The 15,736-nt window shown below is 69.7% G+C and carries 15 protein-coding genes and 1 tRNA gene; 5 read left to right on the top strand and 11 right to left on the bottom strand.

Annotation, left to right across the window (positions count from 1 at the left end):
- Positions 1–98 precede the first annotated feature (98 nt).
- The 7 genes from ABZ208_RS06410 to ABZ208_RS06440 all read right to left on the bottom strand — a co-directional run bounded on the left by ABZ208_RS06410 (position 99) and on the right by ABZ208_RS06440 (position 6,170).
- Positions 99–653 carry a SigE family RNA polymerase sigma factor gene (locus ABZ208_RS06410; protein ID WP_356908420.1) on the bottom strand — a complete coding sequence of 185 codons (555 nt, stop codon included), beginning with the start codon at positions 651–653 and terminating at the stop codon, positions 99–101.
- Between the two features lie 186 nt (positions 654–839).
- The gene (locus ABZ208_RS06415) at positions 840–2,009 is read right to left on the bottom strand and encodes a lipid-transfer protein (protein ID WP_356908421.1); all 1,170 of its coding nucleotides are present in this window, start codon (positions 2,007–2,009) and stop codon (positions 840–842) included.
- Positions 2,006–2,398 (bottom strand): MaoC/PaaZ C-terminal domain-containing protein, encoded by a 393-nt coding sequence (locus ABZ208_RS06420; RefSeq protein WP_356908507.1) that lies wholly within the window; start codon positions 2,396–2,398, stop codon positions 2,006–2,008. Before ABZ208_RS06420 ends, ABZ208_RS06415 begins: the two co-directional genes overlap by 4 nt.
- Positions 2,399–2,427: 29 nt before the next feature.
- A complete protein-coding gene (locus tag ABZ208_RS06425) occupies positions 2,428–3,531 on the bottom strand; it encodes an acyl-CoA dehydrogenase family protein (RefSeq protein ID WP_356908422.1) in 1,104 nt (367 codons plus the stop codon).
- A 1-nt stretch (position 3,532) separates the two neighbouring features.
- A complete protein-coding gene (locus ABZ208_RS06430) occupies positions 3,533–4,465 on the bottom strand; it encodes a bifunctional MaoC family dehydratase N-terminal/OB-fold nucleic acid binding domain-containing protein (RefSeq protein WP_356908508.1) in 933 nt (310 codons plus the stop codon).
- A gap of 56 nt (positions 4,466–4,521) precedes the next feature.
- A complete protein-coding gene (locus tag ABZ208_RS06435; RefSeq protein ID WP_356908423.1) occupies positions 4,522–5,700 on the bottom strand; it encodes an acyl-CoA dehydrogenase family protein in 1,179 nt (392 codons plus the stop codon).
- Between the two features lie 161 nt (positions 5,701–5,861).
- Positions 5,862–6,170 carry a hypothetical protein gene (locus ABZ208_RS06440; protein WP_356908424.1) on the bottom strand — a complete coding sequence of 103 codons (309 nt, stop codon included), beginning with the start codon at positions 6,168–6,170 and terminating at the stop codon, positions 5,862–5,864.
- 327 nt (positions 6,171–6,497) lie between these two features.
- Here ABZ208_RS06440 and ABZ208_RS06445 point away from each other — a divergent pair, with 327 nt between their 5' ends.
- Both ABZ208_RS06445 and ABZ208_RS06450 read left to right on the top strand, forming a co-directional pair.
- The gene (locus tag ABZ208_RS06445; RefSeq protein WP_356908425.1) at positions 6,498–7,379 is read left to right on the top strand and encodes a bifunctional DNA primase/polymerase; all 882 of its coding nucleotides are present in this window, start codon (positions 6,498–6,500) and stop codon (positions 7,377–7,379) included.
- Between the two features lie 516 nt (positions 7,380–7,895).
- Positions 7,896–8,507 (top strand): DUF6790 family protein, encoded by a 612-nt coding sequence (locus tag ABZ208_RS06450; RefSeq protein WP_356908426.1) that lies wholly within the window; start codon positions 7,896–7,898, stop codon positions 8,505–8,507.
- A gap of 19 nt (positions 8,508–8,526) precedes the next feature.
- On the opposite strand, the gene ABZ208_RS06455 is transcribed toward ABZ208_RS06450, so the two are convergent.
- The gene (locus tag ABZ208_RS06455; RefSeq protein WP_356908427.1) at positions 8,527–9,555 is read right to left on the bottom strand and encodes a saccharopine dehydrogenase NADP-binding domain-containing protein; all 1,029 of its coding nucleotides are present in this window, start codon (positions 9,553–9,555) and stop codon (positions 8,527–8,529) included.
- 110 nt (positions 9,556–9,665) lie between these two features.
- Here ABZ208_RS06455 and ABZ208_RS06460 point away from each other — a divergent pair, with 110 nt between their 5' ends.
- A complete protein-coding gene (locus ABZ208_RS06460; RefSeq protein WP_356908428.1) occupies positions 9,666–10,748 on the top strand; it encodes a helix-turn-helix domain-containing protein in 1,083 nt (360 codons plus the stop codon).
- Between the two features lie 1,123 nt (positions 10,749–11,871).
- Positions 11,872–12,633, top strand: a complete 762-nt coding sequence (locus tag ABZ208_RS06465) for a hypothetical protein (RefSeq protein ID WP_356908429.1) — start codon at positions 11,872–11,874, stop codon at positions 12,631–12,633.
- A 221-nt stretch (positions 12,634–12,854) separates the two neighbouring features.
- Here ABZ208_RS06465 and ABZ208_RS06470 read toward each other — a convergent pair whose 3' ends face one another.
- Entirely contained in the window at positions 12,855–13,124 is a 270-nt protein-coding gene (locus ABZ208_RS06470) for a DUF4145 domain-containing protein (RefSeq protein ID WP_356908430.1), read from the bottom strand.
- Between ABZ208_RS06470 and ABZ208_RS06475 the strand changes: the two genes are divergently transcribed.
- Positions 13,079–13,702 (top strand): tyrosine-type recombinase/integrase, encoded by a 624-nt coding sequence (locus tag ABZ208_RS06475; RefSeq protein WP_356908431.1) that lies wholly within the window; start codon positions 13,079–13,081, stop codon positions 13,700–13,702. The genes ABZ208_RS06470 and ABZ208_RS06475 overlap by 46 nt on opposite strands.
- 187 nt (positions 13,703–13,889) lie before the next feature.
- On the opposite strand, the gene ABZ208_RS06480 is transcribed toward ABZ208_RS06475, so the two are convergent.
- Positions 13,890–13,976: transfer RNA gene (locus ABZ208_RS06480), tRNA-Ser, on the bottom strand.
- 89 nt (positions 13,977–14,065) lie between these two features.
- Positions 14,066–15,535: a trypsin-like peptidase domain-containing protein gene (locus ABZ208_RS06485; RefSeq protein WP_356908432.1), complete on the bottom strand. Its 1,470-nt coding sequence runs from the start codon at positions 15,533–15,535 to the stop codon at positions 14,066–14,068.
- Positions 15,536–15,736: the final 201 nt, after the last annotated feature.

A 15,736-nucleotide genomic window follows, 5' to 3' on the forward strand; every position in this document is an offset into this window, starting at 1 on the left:
CTCCCCCGTACGCCCCGCTTACGCCCCCAGATCCCCCTGATATCCACGCAATCCCCCCTGCTGCCCCCTTGCCGCAGCCCATGCCCCTTGCCGGGAGATCAGCGGACCGGATGGAGCTCCGGATCCTCGCGGAGCTTGCCGAGCGCCCGCGACACCGCGCTCTTGACGGTGCCGATCGAGACCCCGAGCACCTCGGCGGTCTGCGCCTCGCTCAGGTCCTCGTAATAACGCAGCACCACCATGGCCCGCTGCCGGTCCGGCAGCTTCATCACCGCGCGCCACATCGCGTCATGCAGTACCTGCTGCTCGGCCGGGTCGGGCGCGGGCGCCGTGTTCGGCTCCGGCAGCTCGTCACAGGCGAACTCGTCCACCTTGCGCTTGCGCCACTGGGAGGTGCGGGTGTTGAGCAGGGCACGCCGGACATAGCCGTCCAGCGCACGGTGATCCTCGATCCGCTCCCACGCGACGAAGGTCTTGGTGAGCGCGGTCTGCAACAGGTCCTCGGCATCGCTCGGGTTCGCGGTCAGCGACCGGGCGGTGCGCAGCAGCACGGGCCCCCGCGCCCGTACATACGAAGAGAACGAGGGATAGGACGTGTACGACGGCACCGGCGCGGCGGCTCTGGAGGCGCTCGTACAGACTGGCGTGGTCATGTCTCCACGCTAGGAGCGGGCTGTGTGCCGCGGATCGGCCCCAGGTCCCGAAGCGTTGTCCCCCTCAGGTTGTAGGGCCGGCGCCGGTCGCACCTCCTGAAGGTGGAGGTGCCTCTCAGGGTCGGTTACGGGCAGGGGCCGGGCGCAGCCGCGCCAGGACGCGTCCGTCCGTGACGGGAGGGCCGCTCATATGCCGTCCGCGCCAAGGACAAGCCCCGACGTGGGGACGCCCGTACCGGCCGTGACCAAGGCCCTCGCAGCGCCGGGTATCTGGTTCACGGATGTGCCGCGCAGCTGCCTCACCGCCTCCGCGATGCCGTTCATGCCGTGCAGATACGCCTCCCCCAACTGGCCGCCGTGCGTGTTGACCGGCAGGGCGTCCGCGGCCAGGAACTCCGCCGCCTCGCCCGGCCCGCAGAACCCGAACTCCTCCAGCTGCATCAGCACGAACGGGGTGAAGTGGTCGTAGAGAATGCCCACGTCGACATCGGCGGGCGCGAGTCCGGACGTCCGCCACAACTGCCGGGCGACGACCCCCATTTCGGGAAGCCCCGTGAGGTCGTCCCGGTAGAAGCTGGTCATCTGCTCCTGCCCCCGCCCCGCACCCTGCGCGGCGGCGACGATCACCGCGGGGGGGTTGGGCAGGTCGCGGGCCCGTTCGACGCTGGTGACGACGACGGCCTGGCCTCCGTCGGTCTCCTGGCAGCAGTCCAGCAGCCGCAGCGGCTCCACGATCCAGCGCGATGCCGCGTGGTCGGCGAGGGTGATCGGCCGCTCGTAGAAGTACGCCGCGGGGTTGGTCGCCGCATGGCGGCGGTCGGTGACGGCGACATGGCCGAACACGTCGGGCGTCAGCCCGTACGTGTGCAGATACCGCTGGGCGGCCATGGCCACCCAGGAGGCAGGGGTGAGCAGCCCGAAGGGGAGGTTCCAGCCGAGCGCCGAGCCCTCCGCGGAGGGCTCCCGCTGCTGCACCCCGGAGCCGAAACGGCGGCCCGAGCGCTCGTTGAACGCCCGGTAGCAGACGACCACTTCGGCGACGCCCATGGCGACGGCGAGGGCGGCCTGCTGCACGGTGGCGCAGGCCGCGCCACCGCCGTAGTGGATACGGGAGAAGAAGGAGAGCTCCCCGATGCCCGCCGCCTGGGCGACGGTGATCTCGGGGCTGGTGTCCATCGTGAAGGTGACCAGCCCGTCGACATCACCGGGCGTCAGACCGGCGTCGTCCAGCGCCGCCCGCACCGCCTCGACGGCGAGCTTGAGCTCGCTGCGCCCGGAATCCTTGGAGAACTCCGTCGCCCCGACACCGACGATGGCTGCCCTGCCACCGAGGGTGTCCCGTCCTCGGACGCTCATGTGCCGGCCTCCGGGAGAATCACGGTCACCGTGCCGGTGACGTGGGTGCCGATGCCGTTGGCCCCGACGACCCGCACCCCGGCCGTCGCGCCGTCCAGGGAAGTGACCGTGCCCCTCAACACCATGGTGTCTCCCGGATAGTTGGGTGCGCCCAGCCGGATGGCGACCTTGCGCAGCACGGCATGCTCCCCGAAGCAGTCGGTGACATACCGCCCGACCAGTCCGTTGGTCGTCAGGATGTTCATGAAGATGTCCGGTGAGCCCTTCGATCTCGCGAGCTCGGCGTCGTGATGGACGTCCTGGTAGTCGCGGGACGCCACAGCGCCGGCGACGATCAGGGTGCGGGTGACCGGGACGGTGAGCGGCGGCAGCTCCATGCCGATGTGCACACCGGTCGTCCCGATGCTGTGTGCGGTGCTCATACCGGCTCCTGACCGGCGAGCAACGCGCCCAGTTCCGAAAGGACTTCACTGCCGCAGCCCAGATACGCGTCCAGCTGCCGGCCCCACAGAAAGTGGCGGTGGACGGGGTGACCCAGGTCCGCGCCCGTGCCGCCGTGCAGATGCTGGCCCACGTGCACGACCCGCTTGCCGGCCTCCGACGCCCACCAGGCGGCGGTGAGTGCATGTGTCGCGTACGGCAGCCGCGCGTCGCGCCGCCAGGCCGCCTCGTACGCCGTGACCCGTATCGCCTCGGTGTCCATGTACGCCTCGGCCGCGCGCAGCAGCACCCCCTGGTTGGTGGAGAGCGGCCGCCCGAACTGCTCGCGGGCCGAGGTGTGCTCCACGGCGCGGGCGAGGGAGCCCGCGCACACCCCCGCCTGCAGACCCGCAAAGGCGGTACGGCTCATAGCGAGTATGTCGTCGTACGCATCGGGCCCGCCGATGCGCTCGGCCGGACGGTCGTCGAGCACGAGCCGCCCGGCCGCCCAGGGCGCGGTCAGTTCGACAGGCTCGACGCTCAACCCGGCCGTCTCCAGCAGGAAGCAGCCGATGCGCGGACGGCACCCGGGCGGCTCGGGCATCACCGGCCCGCGCCCGGCGCTTTCCGATCCCGCCCGCTCGGGCTCGACGGCCGGGACCAGGACATGCGTCGCGTCGCGCAGCCACGGCACATACGGCAGGACTCCGGTGAGCCGTCCCTGCCCGTCCGCCCGCACAGCCGCTCCACGCAGCGGAAACGCGCCGGTCGCCACCACCGTGCCGTCCCGCAGCCCCGGCAGCAGCCGGGCCCGCTGCTCGTCGGAGCCATGGGCCGCCACCGCCAGCAGTCCGTACACACACACGGCGGCGAAGGGTGTCTGCGCGGTCGTGCGTCCCTGTTCCTCCAGGAGCAGCACCAGCCCCAGCAGGCCGGTCTCCTCGACGGCGGCGATCAGCCCTGCCGCGCTGAGCGCCTTCCACACCTGTGCGTCGCTGCCGCTCCCCAGCGCGGCCAGCCGCTCATGGGTCGCCAGGTCCCCGAAGATCTGCGCCGCCAGCTCCTGGGCGGCCGCCTGCTCGTCCGTGGGCGTGAAGTCCATGTCAGCCCGCACCTCCGTCCAGGCGCCCCTGCGCGCCACGGAAGACCGGGAGCTCCCACTCCCCGTCCACCCTGAGGAACTCCAGTTCCACCGGCATGCCGATGCGCACCTTGTCGTACGGAACTCCGACCACGTTGCTCACGATCCGTACGCCTTCGGCCAGCTCGATCAGCCCCACCGCGTACGGCGGGTCGAAGGCCGGGAAGGGCGGGTGGTGCATCACCACGTACGAGAACACCGTGCCGGCGCCGCTCGCCGCGACCGTGTCCCAGTCGGGCGATCCGCAGGCCGCGCACCCCGGAAGCCAGGGGAAGCGCAGTGTCCCGCAGCTGTCGCACCGCTGGATCAGCAGGCGGTGGTCCGCCACCCCGTCCCAGAACCCTGCATTGTCCCTGTTGATCACGGGACGTGGTCGCTGCGGTCGCTGTCGCTGCTGCTGATGTTGTGGCCGGTCGCCGTCCGGTGTCCTGGCAGCGGGGGCGTACTTGAGGATGCGGAAGCGGTGCGTACCGGCGAGCTCGTCGCCCGCCCGGACATTCATCCGCGTGGTGACGAAGTACCCCGTGCCCAGCTTGGTGCTCTTGCGCTCGGACACCGACTCGATCACGGCGTCGAAGGTGATCCGGTCACCGGGGCGGAGCGGGCGCAAATACTCCTGTTCGCAATCGGTGGCGACCACGGACGTGAATCCCGCCCCGTCGAGCAGCTCGAACAGCTCGTCCTGCGCGGCGGTCCGGCCGCGGTGCCCGGACAGACCGCCCATGGTCCATGCCTGAAGCATCGCCGGCGGCGCGATGGCATCCGGCCCCTGATACGCGGGATTGGCATCCCCCATGGCTTCGCACCAGTGCCTGATCATCGGCTCGTTGACCAGGTCCTTGCCCGTCCCCGCGGCGGCGGCCCGCCCTTCGTACGCCTTGAGCCGTGAATACAGCGCATCGGCGCGGGTCGGCGCCGCCTCGCTGCGGGTCCGCGCCGCCTCGCTGCGCGTCACCTCTTCCCTCTCTTCAGGCCGAGCCGCATGGTCGCGACGATCTCGCGCTGCACCTCGCTCACGCCGCCCCCGAACGTATTGATCTGTGCCGCTCTGTTCATCCGCTCCAGCTCCCCCTCCTGCGGAGTCCCCGTCCCGAGCGAGCCGGGAGATCCTGCCCGGATCAACCCCGCCTCCCCCGCGATTTCCTGGCACATTCGATACACCTCGACCGCGGATTCGGTTCCGGCGAACTTCACGCCGCTGGCATCTCCCGGCGCCGGCCGACCTGCCCCCGCACCCCCCACCAAACGCCAGTTGAGCAGGCGTGTTGCCGCGAGCCGGGCATACGCTTCGGCCGCTCGGAATTGCACCCAGGGCTCGTCAATACGGCGAGTCCCGGTCACTGGATCAGGTGTACGTGCCCGCGCGAGCGCCGCCTCGTAGAAGTCCTCGGCCTGCATCCCGATCGCGGCCAGCGCCACCCGTTCATGGTTGAGCTGGTTGGTGATCAGAGCCCAGCCGTCGTTCTCCTCTCCGACCAGATGCGCGGCCGGCACCCGGATCCCGTCGTAGTACGTCGCCGTCGTGGTCAGCCCGCCCACGGTTTCGATCGGGGTCCAGGAGAACCCCGGCGCATCCGTCGGCACCAGGATGATCGAGATCCCCTTGTGCTTGGGCGCGTCCGGATCGGTACGGCAGGCGAGCCAGATCCAGTCCGCGTTCTGGGCGTTGCTGGTGAAGATCTTCTGACCGTCGACGAGCCAACTGTCCCCGTCCCGTACCGCGCGGGTGCACAGCGAGGCCAGGTCCGTCCCGGCTCCGGGCTCGCTGTAGCCGATCGCGAAGACGAGGTCACCGGCGAGGATGCGCGGCAGGAAGTAGGCCTTCTGCTCCGGCGTCCCGTACCTCATCAGAGTGGGACCCACGGTGTTCAGCGTGACCATGGAGACGGGGGCGCCCGCCCGGTACGCCTCGTCGAAGAACACGAACTGCTCGTCGGGGCCGCGGCCCTGGCCCCCGAACTCGACGGGCCAGCCCAGTCCGAGCAGTCCGTCGGCGCCGATCCTGCGCAGCAGCACCCGCTGCGCGGCGTGGTCGCTCGCGGGCGGCGGTCCGTCCGGCATCAGGGTACGGAAGTACGTACGGAGTTCGGTGCGCAGCTCTTGCTGTCGCGCCGTCGGGGCGAGGTGCACGGCGGCGGACCTCCCGGGCGTACGGGTCAGGGTTTCTGACTGTCCGTCAGATCAGGTCACCCTGTCAAGGTCACAGACAGGCGCCTGCGCGGCAGCACCGAAGTGCCGCCGCGCAGGCGCCTGTCCCCCGTCCCCCTGACCTCACCCCCTCGGGCCGGCGGTCACCATAGTGGTGAGAAATTCACGACCACGTTGTCCTGGTCGATCACCGTGTAGCCGAATCCGTTCACATTCGCCGTGTTGTTCTGATTGCTCGCTCCGGTGCCGGTCGCCACCTGCTGGGTGGTCGTCGAATTGCCGTAGTTGTCGTGGCCGACGCCGCTGCCGACGATCGTGGCCACCGACACGTTCGATCCGTCGTCCCCGATACCACCGATGGTGTCGGCCTGGGCGACTCCGCCGAAGAGAACGGCGGCGAGAGGCAGGGCGGCGACTGCGGCGAGAACTCGGGCGGGGCGGATGCTTGCCATGACTTTCCTCCATGAACCGGTACTGCTCACATACGGCTTTTTCCAAGGCAGTTGGCCGACCGCCCCGGGTCTTGGTCTCGACGTCGCGAGATCAGAATTGCCCACGGAATCCCCCCGAACCACCTCGGGATCCCTGATTCCCCCGCAAGCGTGAGGACAAGTCGATAAACCCCCTTCTTGCCCACGCACCCCCGGCCCGGTCCGCCACGGAGTGGCCGTGACCAGTCACCGCAAGGGGCGAAGCGTTACGGCACATTTCCAGGCATCTCCCCCTCCCGGCGCCGGTTCCCCCTTCCCTTCTTCGAACGTCTGTACGAAAATAGAGCCATGGCCATCATCGACCGGCAGACCGCCACCCTGGCCCTCGCCCACGCTCTCTCGGCCGCCGAGCGCGGGCTCCCCGTCATCCCTCTCTCCGCGACGAAGCTCCCCGCCCTGCGCTCCCCCCACCGGGACAGCCCCGAGCCGGTCCTGTGCCGGGGCGAATGCGGCCTTACGGGTCATGGCGTCCATGACGCCACCACCGACCCCGCCGGCATCCGTGCCCTGTTCGCGGCCGCGCCATGGGCCACCGGGTACGGCATCGCATGCGGGCGGCCCCCGCACCACCTGATCGGAATCGACCTCGACACCAAGTCGCAGACCGACTCCCTGGCGGCGCTCCAACACCTTGCGCTGCAGCATCTGTTCACGATTCCGGCAACCGTCACCGTCCTCACGCCCAGCGGCGGCCGCCACCTCTGGCTGACCGGCCCCTCCGACGTGGTCGTACCGAACTCGGCGAGCCGCCTCGCTCCCGGCATCGACATCCGCGGCGCCGGCGGCTACCTCGTCGGCCCGGGCTCGGTCACCGCACACGGCGCGTACCGTCTGGCCCCGGGCACGGCCCACCTCGGCCCCGCGCCCTGTCCACGCCCCCTCCTGCGCCTGATCGCACCGCCCGTACGACCGCACCACCGCACAGCACCACCCCGCCCTGCGACGAACCAGGGCGAGGGCCTGGTCCAGTTCGTGCTCGCCGCGCAGGAAGGCCAGCGCAACACCCGTCTGTTCTGGGCGGCTTGCCGTGCGTACGAGAACGGCTTCGGCGAAGCACTCGCCGAGGCGCTCACCTGGGCAGCGGTCCAGGCGGGCCTGACCGAACACGAAGCCCGCGCGACGATCGCATCGGCCGCGCGCCTCCACGCGGGCCGCCACGGACAACCGTGAGGCGCCGCCTGCTCGGCCCGCCCGGGCAAGGGCGGCGCTTTCACCACGTCTTCACCACGTCATGCGGTGACATCGCTGCCACGCCGGATTGCGTGACCACGTACGTGGCTGTTCGCCACCGGTCAGAACCACCGGCACAGCCGAACTACTTGTCAGGTAGCCGCCAACCCCCTACCTCACAGCCCCAGTTGGTGCGGCATTGAACCGTGTTGCGCCCCCTGCCCGCGGGATCAGCAACGGCGACGTCTGCGGCCTCGTCGTCGCCGAAAGGGCCGACGCCCAGGGGGCCGTAGCGTCGCAGGGGCCGTCGTGCAGTCGCGCCGTCGTGGCCCGGCCACGGCGCGCGACGCTGCCCTTCCTGCAGTTCATGAACCACACGGCGTACAGCGTCCGGGCCCCGGGCGCCGCCCCGGAGGGCTTCCAGAAGCGGGCCGCCAGGGGTGCCGGCGCACCCGAACGGCGCAGCCCCGCTACGGCTGGAAGTCTCCACGCGCACGGCAAACGTATGCTGCCACCATGTTCCTTATCTCCTATTTTGTGGTACTCGTCCTCTTTCCGTTGATCCACACGTTCGTCGACCGCCGGCCCAATCGCCGTACACGCTTTCGCGTCATTGAGATCTGGTTGCTCTGGTTCGTCGGCGCCAGCGGCGCACTGTCGGTGCTGACCGGCCTGGGGCACATCGGCCCCAACGCGCCCGACGTCGCCGACGGCATCGGCTTCGCCCACAGCCCGTTCCAGTGGGAAGTCGGCTGGGCCGACATCGCGATCGGCACCATCGGCTTCATGTCCATCTGGCGCCGGGACTCTTTCATGACGGCCGCGGTCATCGCGTTGGCCATCTTGTACTGGGGGGACGCCGTCGGTCACATCATGCAGCTCGCCGCCCACGACAACACCGCTCCGCACAATGTGCAGCCGATCTACACCGACATTCTTCAACCCCTGATCGCCGTGCTCCTACTCGTCGCCTACCGTCGCCACGGCGGCGGCCGGAGTCCGGCCCCCAGCAGCACGCCCAGTAGAGGACCCCAACGCATCCCCATGGTGCAGGTTCCCCCGCATCTGCACCCGGTATGGCCGACCAACTGCGCGCTCGAGCCGACGACTTCAGCAAGCCCTGCGTGAGGTACGGATGGCCGGTCCGTTACGGGTGCAGTTCCAGGGTGATGTGCGGGGACAGCGCGCGGAGGAAGTCGGGCGCGTCGAAGATCTTTCCCGCGGAGGCGACACCGACCGCATGGGTACGTCCGGTGAGGATGCGGTCGACGGCTTCCACGACGAGTGGTGCGGTGACGGCGTAGATGTCCTGACCGTGGGCCATGGCGCGACGTTCGGCGTCGCCCGAGCGTACGACCATGTCGACGAGGAAGGTCTGAGCGGACCGTCCGCGCTCGTCGGTCGCGGCCGGCGTCGGCGTGTCCGGGACCGCGATGTCCCGGGCCGCCTCGACCGTCATGTAGGTGCGCACGTCGGGGATGGACAGGTGGCTGGACACGGTCACGACGTCGGCCATCGTGAACTCCCCGATGACAGACCGGGGCCCCATCGGGTCGGGGAAGCGCCACTCCAGGGTGGGCGGGGCGTCGGTGCGGTGCTCCCACTGTCCGTTGGTGTAACGGATGCGCCGATCGCCGCGCCGCTCCCGGGACACCGCGCCCGACAGACGCGTCCCGGCGGTGGGGTGCCAGTTGCTCAGCCCGTACGCGATGTGCGCCTCGTCGGCCTTGGTCCAGTCGCCCATCGCCGCGGTGGCCAGCAGGTCGCCCAGACCGCCGAAGAAGGCCATCGCCGGGACGATCACCGCTCCCGCCTCCTGTGCCCGGTCGGCGAAGTGCGCGAAGGTGTCGAGGTTGGCCTCGATCTCTGCCGCAACGTCCAGATACGGGATCCCTGCCCGCAGGGCCGCCTCGATCACGGGGGCGGTCGTCGAGGCGAAGGGCCCGGCGCAGTTGATCACGGCCGCCGCGCCGGCCAGTGCGCGGTCGAGCGAGGACGGGTCGTCGACCGACGCCGGACGAGCGTCCAGCCCGGTTTCGTACGCCAGGGCCTTCAGCTTGTCGGCGTCGCGTCCGGAGAGGACCGGGCGAAACCCACGCTCCCTCAGCTCTGCCACCACGAACCGCCCGGTGTGCCCGTACGCGCCGAACACCGCCACCGTGAGTCCCGATCCCATGGGTTCTCCCCGTACTCGAATGGTCTGTTGCGATCTGTCACGGACATCTTGACGAGGACCTGCACCCCCACACGAGTGTCTGGAACGACATGGCCCATACAATTCCGGACATGACTACTGTCGCGCTGGCCGTCACGGACGGGATGCTGCATTTCGAGCTGTCCCTGGCATGCGAGGTCTTCGGAGCCAAACCGACCAGCGTGGCAGACCCCTGGTACCGCCTCTCGGTCTGCGGACCGAGCGCCGTACGGGTCGACCGCTTCCGGCTGGAGCCCGAGCACGGACTCGACCACCTCTCCCGCGCCGACACCGTGATCGTCCCGGGCTGGGCCGACGTCGACCAGGACCCGCCGGCCGAACTGATCGACGCGGTGCGCGCGGCCCACGAGGCGGGCGCACGCGTGGCCTCCCTGTGCACGGGCGCCTTCGTGCTGGCCGCCGCCGGCCTGCTGGACGGCAAGCGTGCCACCACGCACTGGGCACACACCCAGGAGCTGGCCAAGCGCCACCCCCTGGTGACGGTGGACCCGGACGTCCTCTACGTGGACAACGGCAGCGTGCTCACATCCGCCGGTAAAGCCGCCGCCATGGACCTGTGCCTGCACCTCGTCCGCCTCGACCACGGCTCGTCGATCGCCAACAGGCTCGCCCGCCGCCTGGTCGTGCCGCCGCACCGCGACGGCGGCCAGGCCCAGTTCGTGACCACCCCCGTCCCCGCCCCGGACAACCATCCGCTCGCCGAACTCTTCCCCTGGGTGATCCAACGGCTGGATGAGCCGCTCACCGTGGAGGACCTGGCCCGCCAGGCACGGATGAGCTCGCGCAACCTGGGCCGCCACTTCAGGTCGGTGACCGGCACCACCCCGCTGCAGTGGCTGCTCACCCAACGCATCCGCCACGCGCAGGAGTTGCTGGAGACCACCGACGACACCGTCGACACCGTCGCAGCGGCCACCGGGATGGGCACCGCCACCACCCTGCGCCGACACTTCGCTCGGACGGTAGGCGTACCGCCGGACACCTACCGCCGCACCTTCCGCTCACAGACCCGCCCCGGCCCGAACCACGGCGGGCGACACCACCAGCGCGAGGCAGTGCGCGAACCTGGCGTCCAGCAGACGGAAGGGCCCGCAGAGGCCCGCACCATGTATCGCCACGGCGTCCCGGACGGCGAGCAGTACACGGCGGTCTGACCCTGCAGACTGTCGTTATTGCTGAGGTTGTCGAAGACAACTCGCCAACTGCCGGGCCCCGCCGGGACACGCCGGCCACAAGGCCGGGACCGTTCGTCTGCCAACCGACGGAGACCGCCCCTGGTTGTCCGGACAGTCGGCGCTGCTCTCGGCACTACCGCCCGGAGGGGCTGGACGATATTTCCGAGCGTCTCGGTGATGGCAATGGGACGTGTAGCTCCTGTTGGCCCGGTCGGGCCGGTGGCGCCGGTGGCACCCGTCGCGCCAGCAGGCCCGGTCGCCCCGGTCGGACCAGCCTCGCCAGAGACGCCCTGAGACCCGGTAGCCCCCGTTGCGCCTGCGGGGCCGGTCGGGCCCGTAGGCCCTGTAGCGCCGGTGGCGCCCGGCGTACCCGGATCCCCTGCGATCCCGTGGGCCCCGTCGCGCCCTTCGGGCCCTTCCTGCAGTTGTCCTTGTCGCCGCGGTCCGGCCTCTCCTTGCATCTGTCGCTTCCGCCGACCGTCTTGCTGGACGCGCTCACTGCTCATGAGAACGGCCCCCGACCGAGTCACCTGGTCAGGGGCCGTTCATCTGCGGTGGGTGTGGGATTTGAACCCACGGTGACATCGCTGCCACGACGGTTTTCAAGAGCGTCGCGGTGCCGTGTGGCGCATGGACTCTGACCTGCGCAGTACTGCCGTCTATCACTCGGATCCATCGCTCTGGCCCACACATGGCCCACGGAGCGAGCGCAGAGCGGTTGATCACCTCCATAGGAGCGTGGGGCGACTTGGGCGCTGACCTTGGTAGCGCTGACTCCGGTGCCTGCGCGGCCACCAACGCTGCGGCCTCGCGAGCGCTGAGGCGGGAACAAAGCCGGCCGTGGGTGCGGGAGCTGGCGCATCCTCTCCGCGCCTAGCGGCCAATCACCCACCACTCACCCCGGCTCCCATCCCGTCCGCCTCCTGCGAACACAAGCTCGCCGCCGCCTACGCCCTGCGATGCATGAGGCATGGGGCGTCGGGGTCCGCACTCCGACGGCGGCTGAGCTGCACGGGTGACATATTCTCGCCCCACCTGCCATGCCTGCGGCCGGGGGGATTCACGGCCGGGGCAGGCCCGAACCAATTGGGGATTCATGCGCATGAAATCCATAGGTGCCGTCCTCACCTGCGCCCTGGCGCTTTCGGCCTCCGCCGTCACCGCCCCGGCCGCCTACGCGGCGGAGACCGGCGTGGTGATCCAGAAGCTGTCCGTGAACGGCGGCAAGCCCATCGTCCTCGGCACCTCCCAGAGCGAGTCGTTCACCATCTCGGTGACCGCCTCGGACGATTCGGGGATCAGCAAGGACCTCGCGTTCCTCCAGATCGACCGGGAGGTCGGCGACGACTACTGGTCATACCACGGCAGCCCGACGTGCACCGCGATCAACGCCACCACCTCCACCTGCAAGCTCACTTTTAAGCTCGACTCGGGCTGGGGCGTGCCCCGCAACACCCTCGCGGGTAAGTGGGACGTGACCGTCCAACTCCAGTCCAAGGACGGCGACCTCTACAACAACGGCGGCGCCACCAAGCACTCGGTCCTGCGGCGGGGCACGCTCAGCGTCAACGCCGGGCCCGAGCCGGTCGCCAAGGGCAAGCCGATCACGGTCACGGGCAAGCTGGCCCGCGCCAACTGGGACAAGCGCATCTACGCGGGCTACACCAACCAGCCCGTGAAGCTGCAGTTCCGCAAGGCGGGCACCACCACCTACACGACCCTCAAGACGGTCTACACCAACTCGACGGGCAACCTGTCGACGACGGTCACGGCAGCGGCAGACGGCTACTGGCGCTGGTCCTTCGCGGGCACGTCCACCACTTCGGCGGTCAGCGCCACAGGCGACTACGTCGACGTGCGCTAACAGCCACTGCCGTCAATCCTGCCGTCAAAAGGCCCCGGACCTTGATCGGTCCGGGGCCTTTTGCCTGGTGCCCCGGGCAGGATTCGAACCCGCGACACCCGCATTAGGAGTTCGATCCGAGTCCGCTCCGGCTGCTGCCGTCGACTGGCGCGGCAACTGGACAGAGACGCTGACGTACGCCTCTGTCTGGCGTCGTTGATGTCAGCTGTGGATGTCAGAACTCAGTTTGCTGACGACTGCCTACGGTTTTGAAATTCCTCGTACTTGGCTGTGAAGACGTAGATGTAGTTCAGAAGAGCCTCGGCAAGAGACAAGGCGTCCGCTGCGTCTTCCCGGCTCACCGATTCCTCGCTGAAGTGCGCGCCTTGGTTGCCAAGCACTCGCAGCGCCTGTGCCCAGTCGAAGAGGCGGCCCTCGATCTTCCCGTCATCTCGGAGTTCCTGGAGTGCTTGGAAGAGGGCCTTCTTCTGCGTGCCCTGCTCGATGCACATGCCTTCCAGCGTACGGCGGACACGCGTTCCTCGGGTGCCTGTACTACGCCTCGATGCGTCCGGGCGAGATCGTCGCGCTCAAAGAGTCGGACTGCACCCTGCCACCCAACACCGCGGCAGCCGTGAAGGAATGGGGCGAACTTCTGCTCGGGGAGAGCCGTCCGGAGGTTGGCGGCGGATGGACAGACGAGGGCACGTCGTACGAGACCCGCGGGCTCAAGCGTCGGAAGCGCGGCGCGACGCGGACTGTACCGATCCCTCCCGTTCTGGTGCACCTGCTCCGTGAGCACATCGCCCGCTACGGCACTGCTGACGACGGCCGTCTGTTCCGGGCTGCCCGGGGCGGAAGGGTCCCGTCCACGGAATACTGCGACATCTGGGAAAGAGCCCGGAAGAAGGTTCTCACTCCAGGTGAGATCACGTCCGATCTTGCCGCCGTGCCGTACTCCCTGCGTCATGCCGGCGTATCCCTGTGGATCAAATCCGGAGTGGACCCGGCGGAAGTCGCCGCGCGTGCCGGCCACAGCATCGCAGTGCTGTATCGCTTCTACGCGAAGATCCTCAAGGGCGGCCAGTAGCACTCCAACGACCTGATCTCCCGCGCGCTGGACGAGGGAACCCCCACCTGACTCTGGCCCACGGCTGGCCCACGAACACTGGTCAGAGGTGGTGTACAGGGGAGGAAAGGTGAGGAAGGCTGCACGCAGAAGGGGTGCCGCTCCGGAGAGTGGCACCCCTTCTGACCTGCAACCTTCTGACCTGCTGCGGTGGGTGTGGGATTTGAACCCACGGTGACATCGCTGCCACGACGGTTTTCAAGACCGTTCCCTTAGGCCGCTCGGGCAACCCACCCACGCCCCGGCCACCAGCGGCGGAGCGGGCTACAGACTACCGGGCCCGGGCCGGGGGGCGCAGCCGTGTTCCGTTCGGTGCGCGGGAGGTCAGCTGTCGCCCTTGCGCTCGCCCAAGGTCACCTCGGCCGTGCGCTCCTTGCCGTCGCGCTCGTAGGTCAGCGTCACCTTGTCGCCCGGCTTGTGGGTCCAGATTTCGCTGATCAGGGTCGGGCCGCTGTCGACCGTCTTGCCGTCGAACTTGGTGATGACGTCGCCCGCCTTCAACCCGGCCTTTGCCGCCGGGCCGTTCGGGCTCACGGCGGCGGTGCCGCCCGCGCCCTGGCCGGCGATCTTGGCGCCCGCTTCCTCGCCCGTCATGTCGACCGTCGCACCGATCACGGGATAGACCGGCTTGCCCGACCTGATCAGCTGCTGGGCGACCGTCTTCGCCTGGTTGATCGGGATGGCGAAGCCGAGGCCGATCGACCCGGCCTGGGACTGGCCGAGGCCGCCGCTGCCCGCCGACTGGATGGCCGAGTTGATACCGATCACCGCGCCGCGCGAGTCCAGCAGCGGGCCGCCGGAGTTGCCCGGGTTGATGGACGCGTCGGTCTGAAGGGCGCTCATGTACGAGTTCCTGCCGCTCGAGCCGTCACCGGAGGCGACCGGGCGGTTCTTCGCGCTGATGATGCCGGTGGTGACCGTGTTCGAGAGACCGAAGGGCGCGCCGATCGCGATGGTCGAGTCGCCCACCGCGACGCGGTCCGAGTTGCCGAGCGCCAGCGGGGTCAGCCCGGAGGGGGCGTTCTTCAGCTTGAGGACGGCGACGTCGTAGCCCTGGGCGCGGCCGATGACCTCGGCGTCGTACTTCTTGCCGTCCGAGAACGTCGCCGACAGCGTGCCGCCTTCGGCGGCGGAGGCCACCACGTGGTTGTTGGTGAGGATGTGGCCTTGTCTGTCGTAGACGAAGCCGGTGCCCGTGCCGCCCTCGCTCTCGCCCTCGACGCCCGCGCCGCCGGACTGCGCCTCGATGGTGACCACGCTCGGCAGCGCCTGGTTGGCCACCGCGGCGACCGTGCCCGCCTCGCGCCTGAGGTCCCGGGGCGCCTGGGCAGCGGAGACCGTCGTCGAGTCGATCCCGTCGTCGTTGTGCTCGGCGGCCCAGTAGCCGATGCCACCGCCGACGCCGCCCGCGACCAGCGCCGCGGTGAGGACGGCGGCGACCACACCGCCGGAGCGCCTGCGCCGCGGGGCGTGCGCCGCTGGAACGGGCGATCCCCAGACAGGACCGCCGTTGCCCCCGCCCCCATAGGAGGGGAGTGCGGGCGGGGGCGGCGGCCACTCGGCGCCGGCGTGATGCGCCGCTGTCGGCGCAGCTGCCGGTGCCGGTGCGGGCGACGAGGCCGGCTCGGGCTGGGGGGTATGCCCGGCCGGGTCCATCGCCGCCGGCTCTGCGGGGGCAGGAGGCGTGGTGCGGGCGGCATGCTCGGACGCGGGCGTTCCGTCGGGAGCGGCGACCGGCACTGGAGGTACGGACGGGGCGGCCGGAACCGCGGTGCCCTCGTTCTCGGTGCTCACAGCTCTGTTCTCCTCAGGGTCCACGTCGGGTTGCACACCAGATGGCACGGCGCGCGCCATGTACACGCCACATTGATTGCACGTCGCTTGTCTGCGGCCAGCTTTTCCCACAGCACGTCAATCCACTGTAAGCAGCACCTGTGTGTATCGCGGCAATCCTTTACTTGCGACGAAACGGGCGCACGCGTGGAGCGTCCGAAC

Origin of the sequence: Streptomyces sp. NPDC006208, from assembly GCF_040613775.1 — a bacterium.
GTDB lineage: Bacteria > Actinomycetota > Actinomycetes > Streptomycetales > Streptomycetaceae > Streptomyces.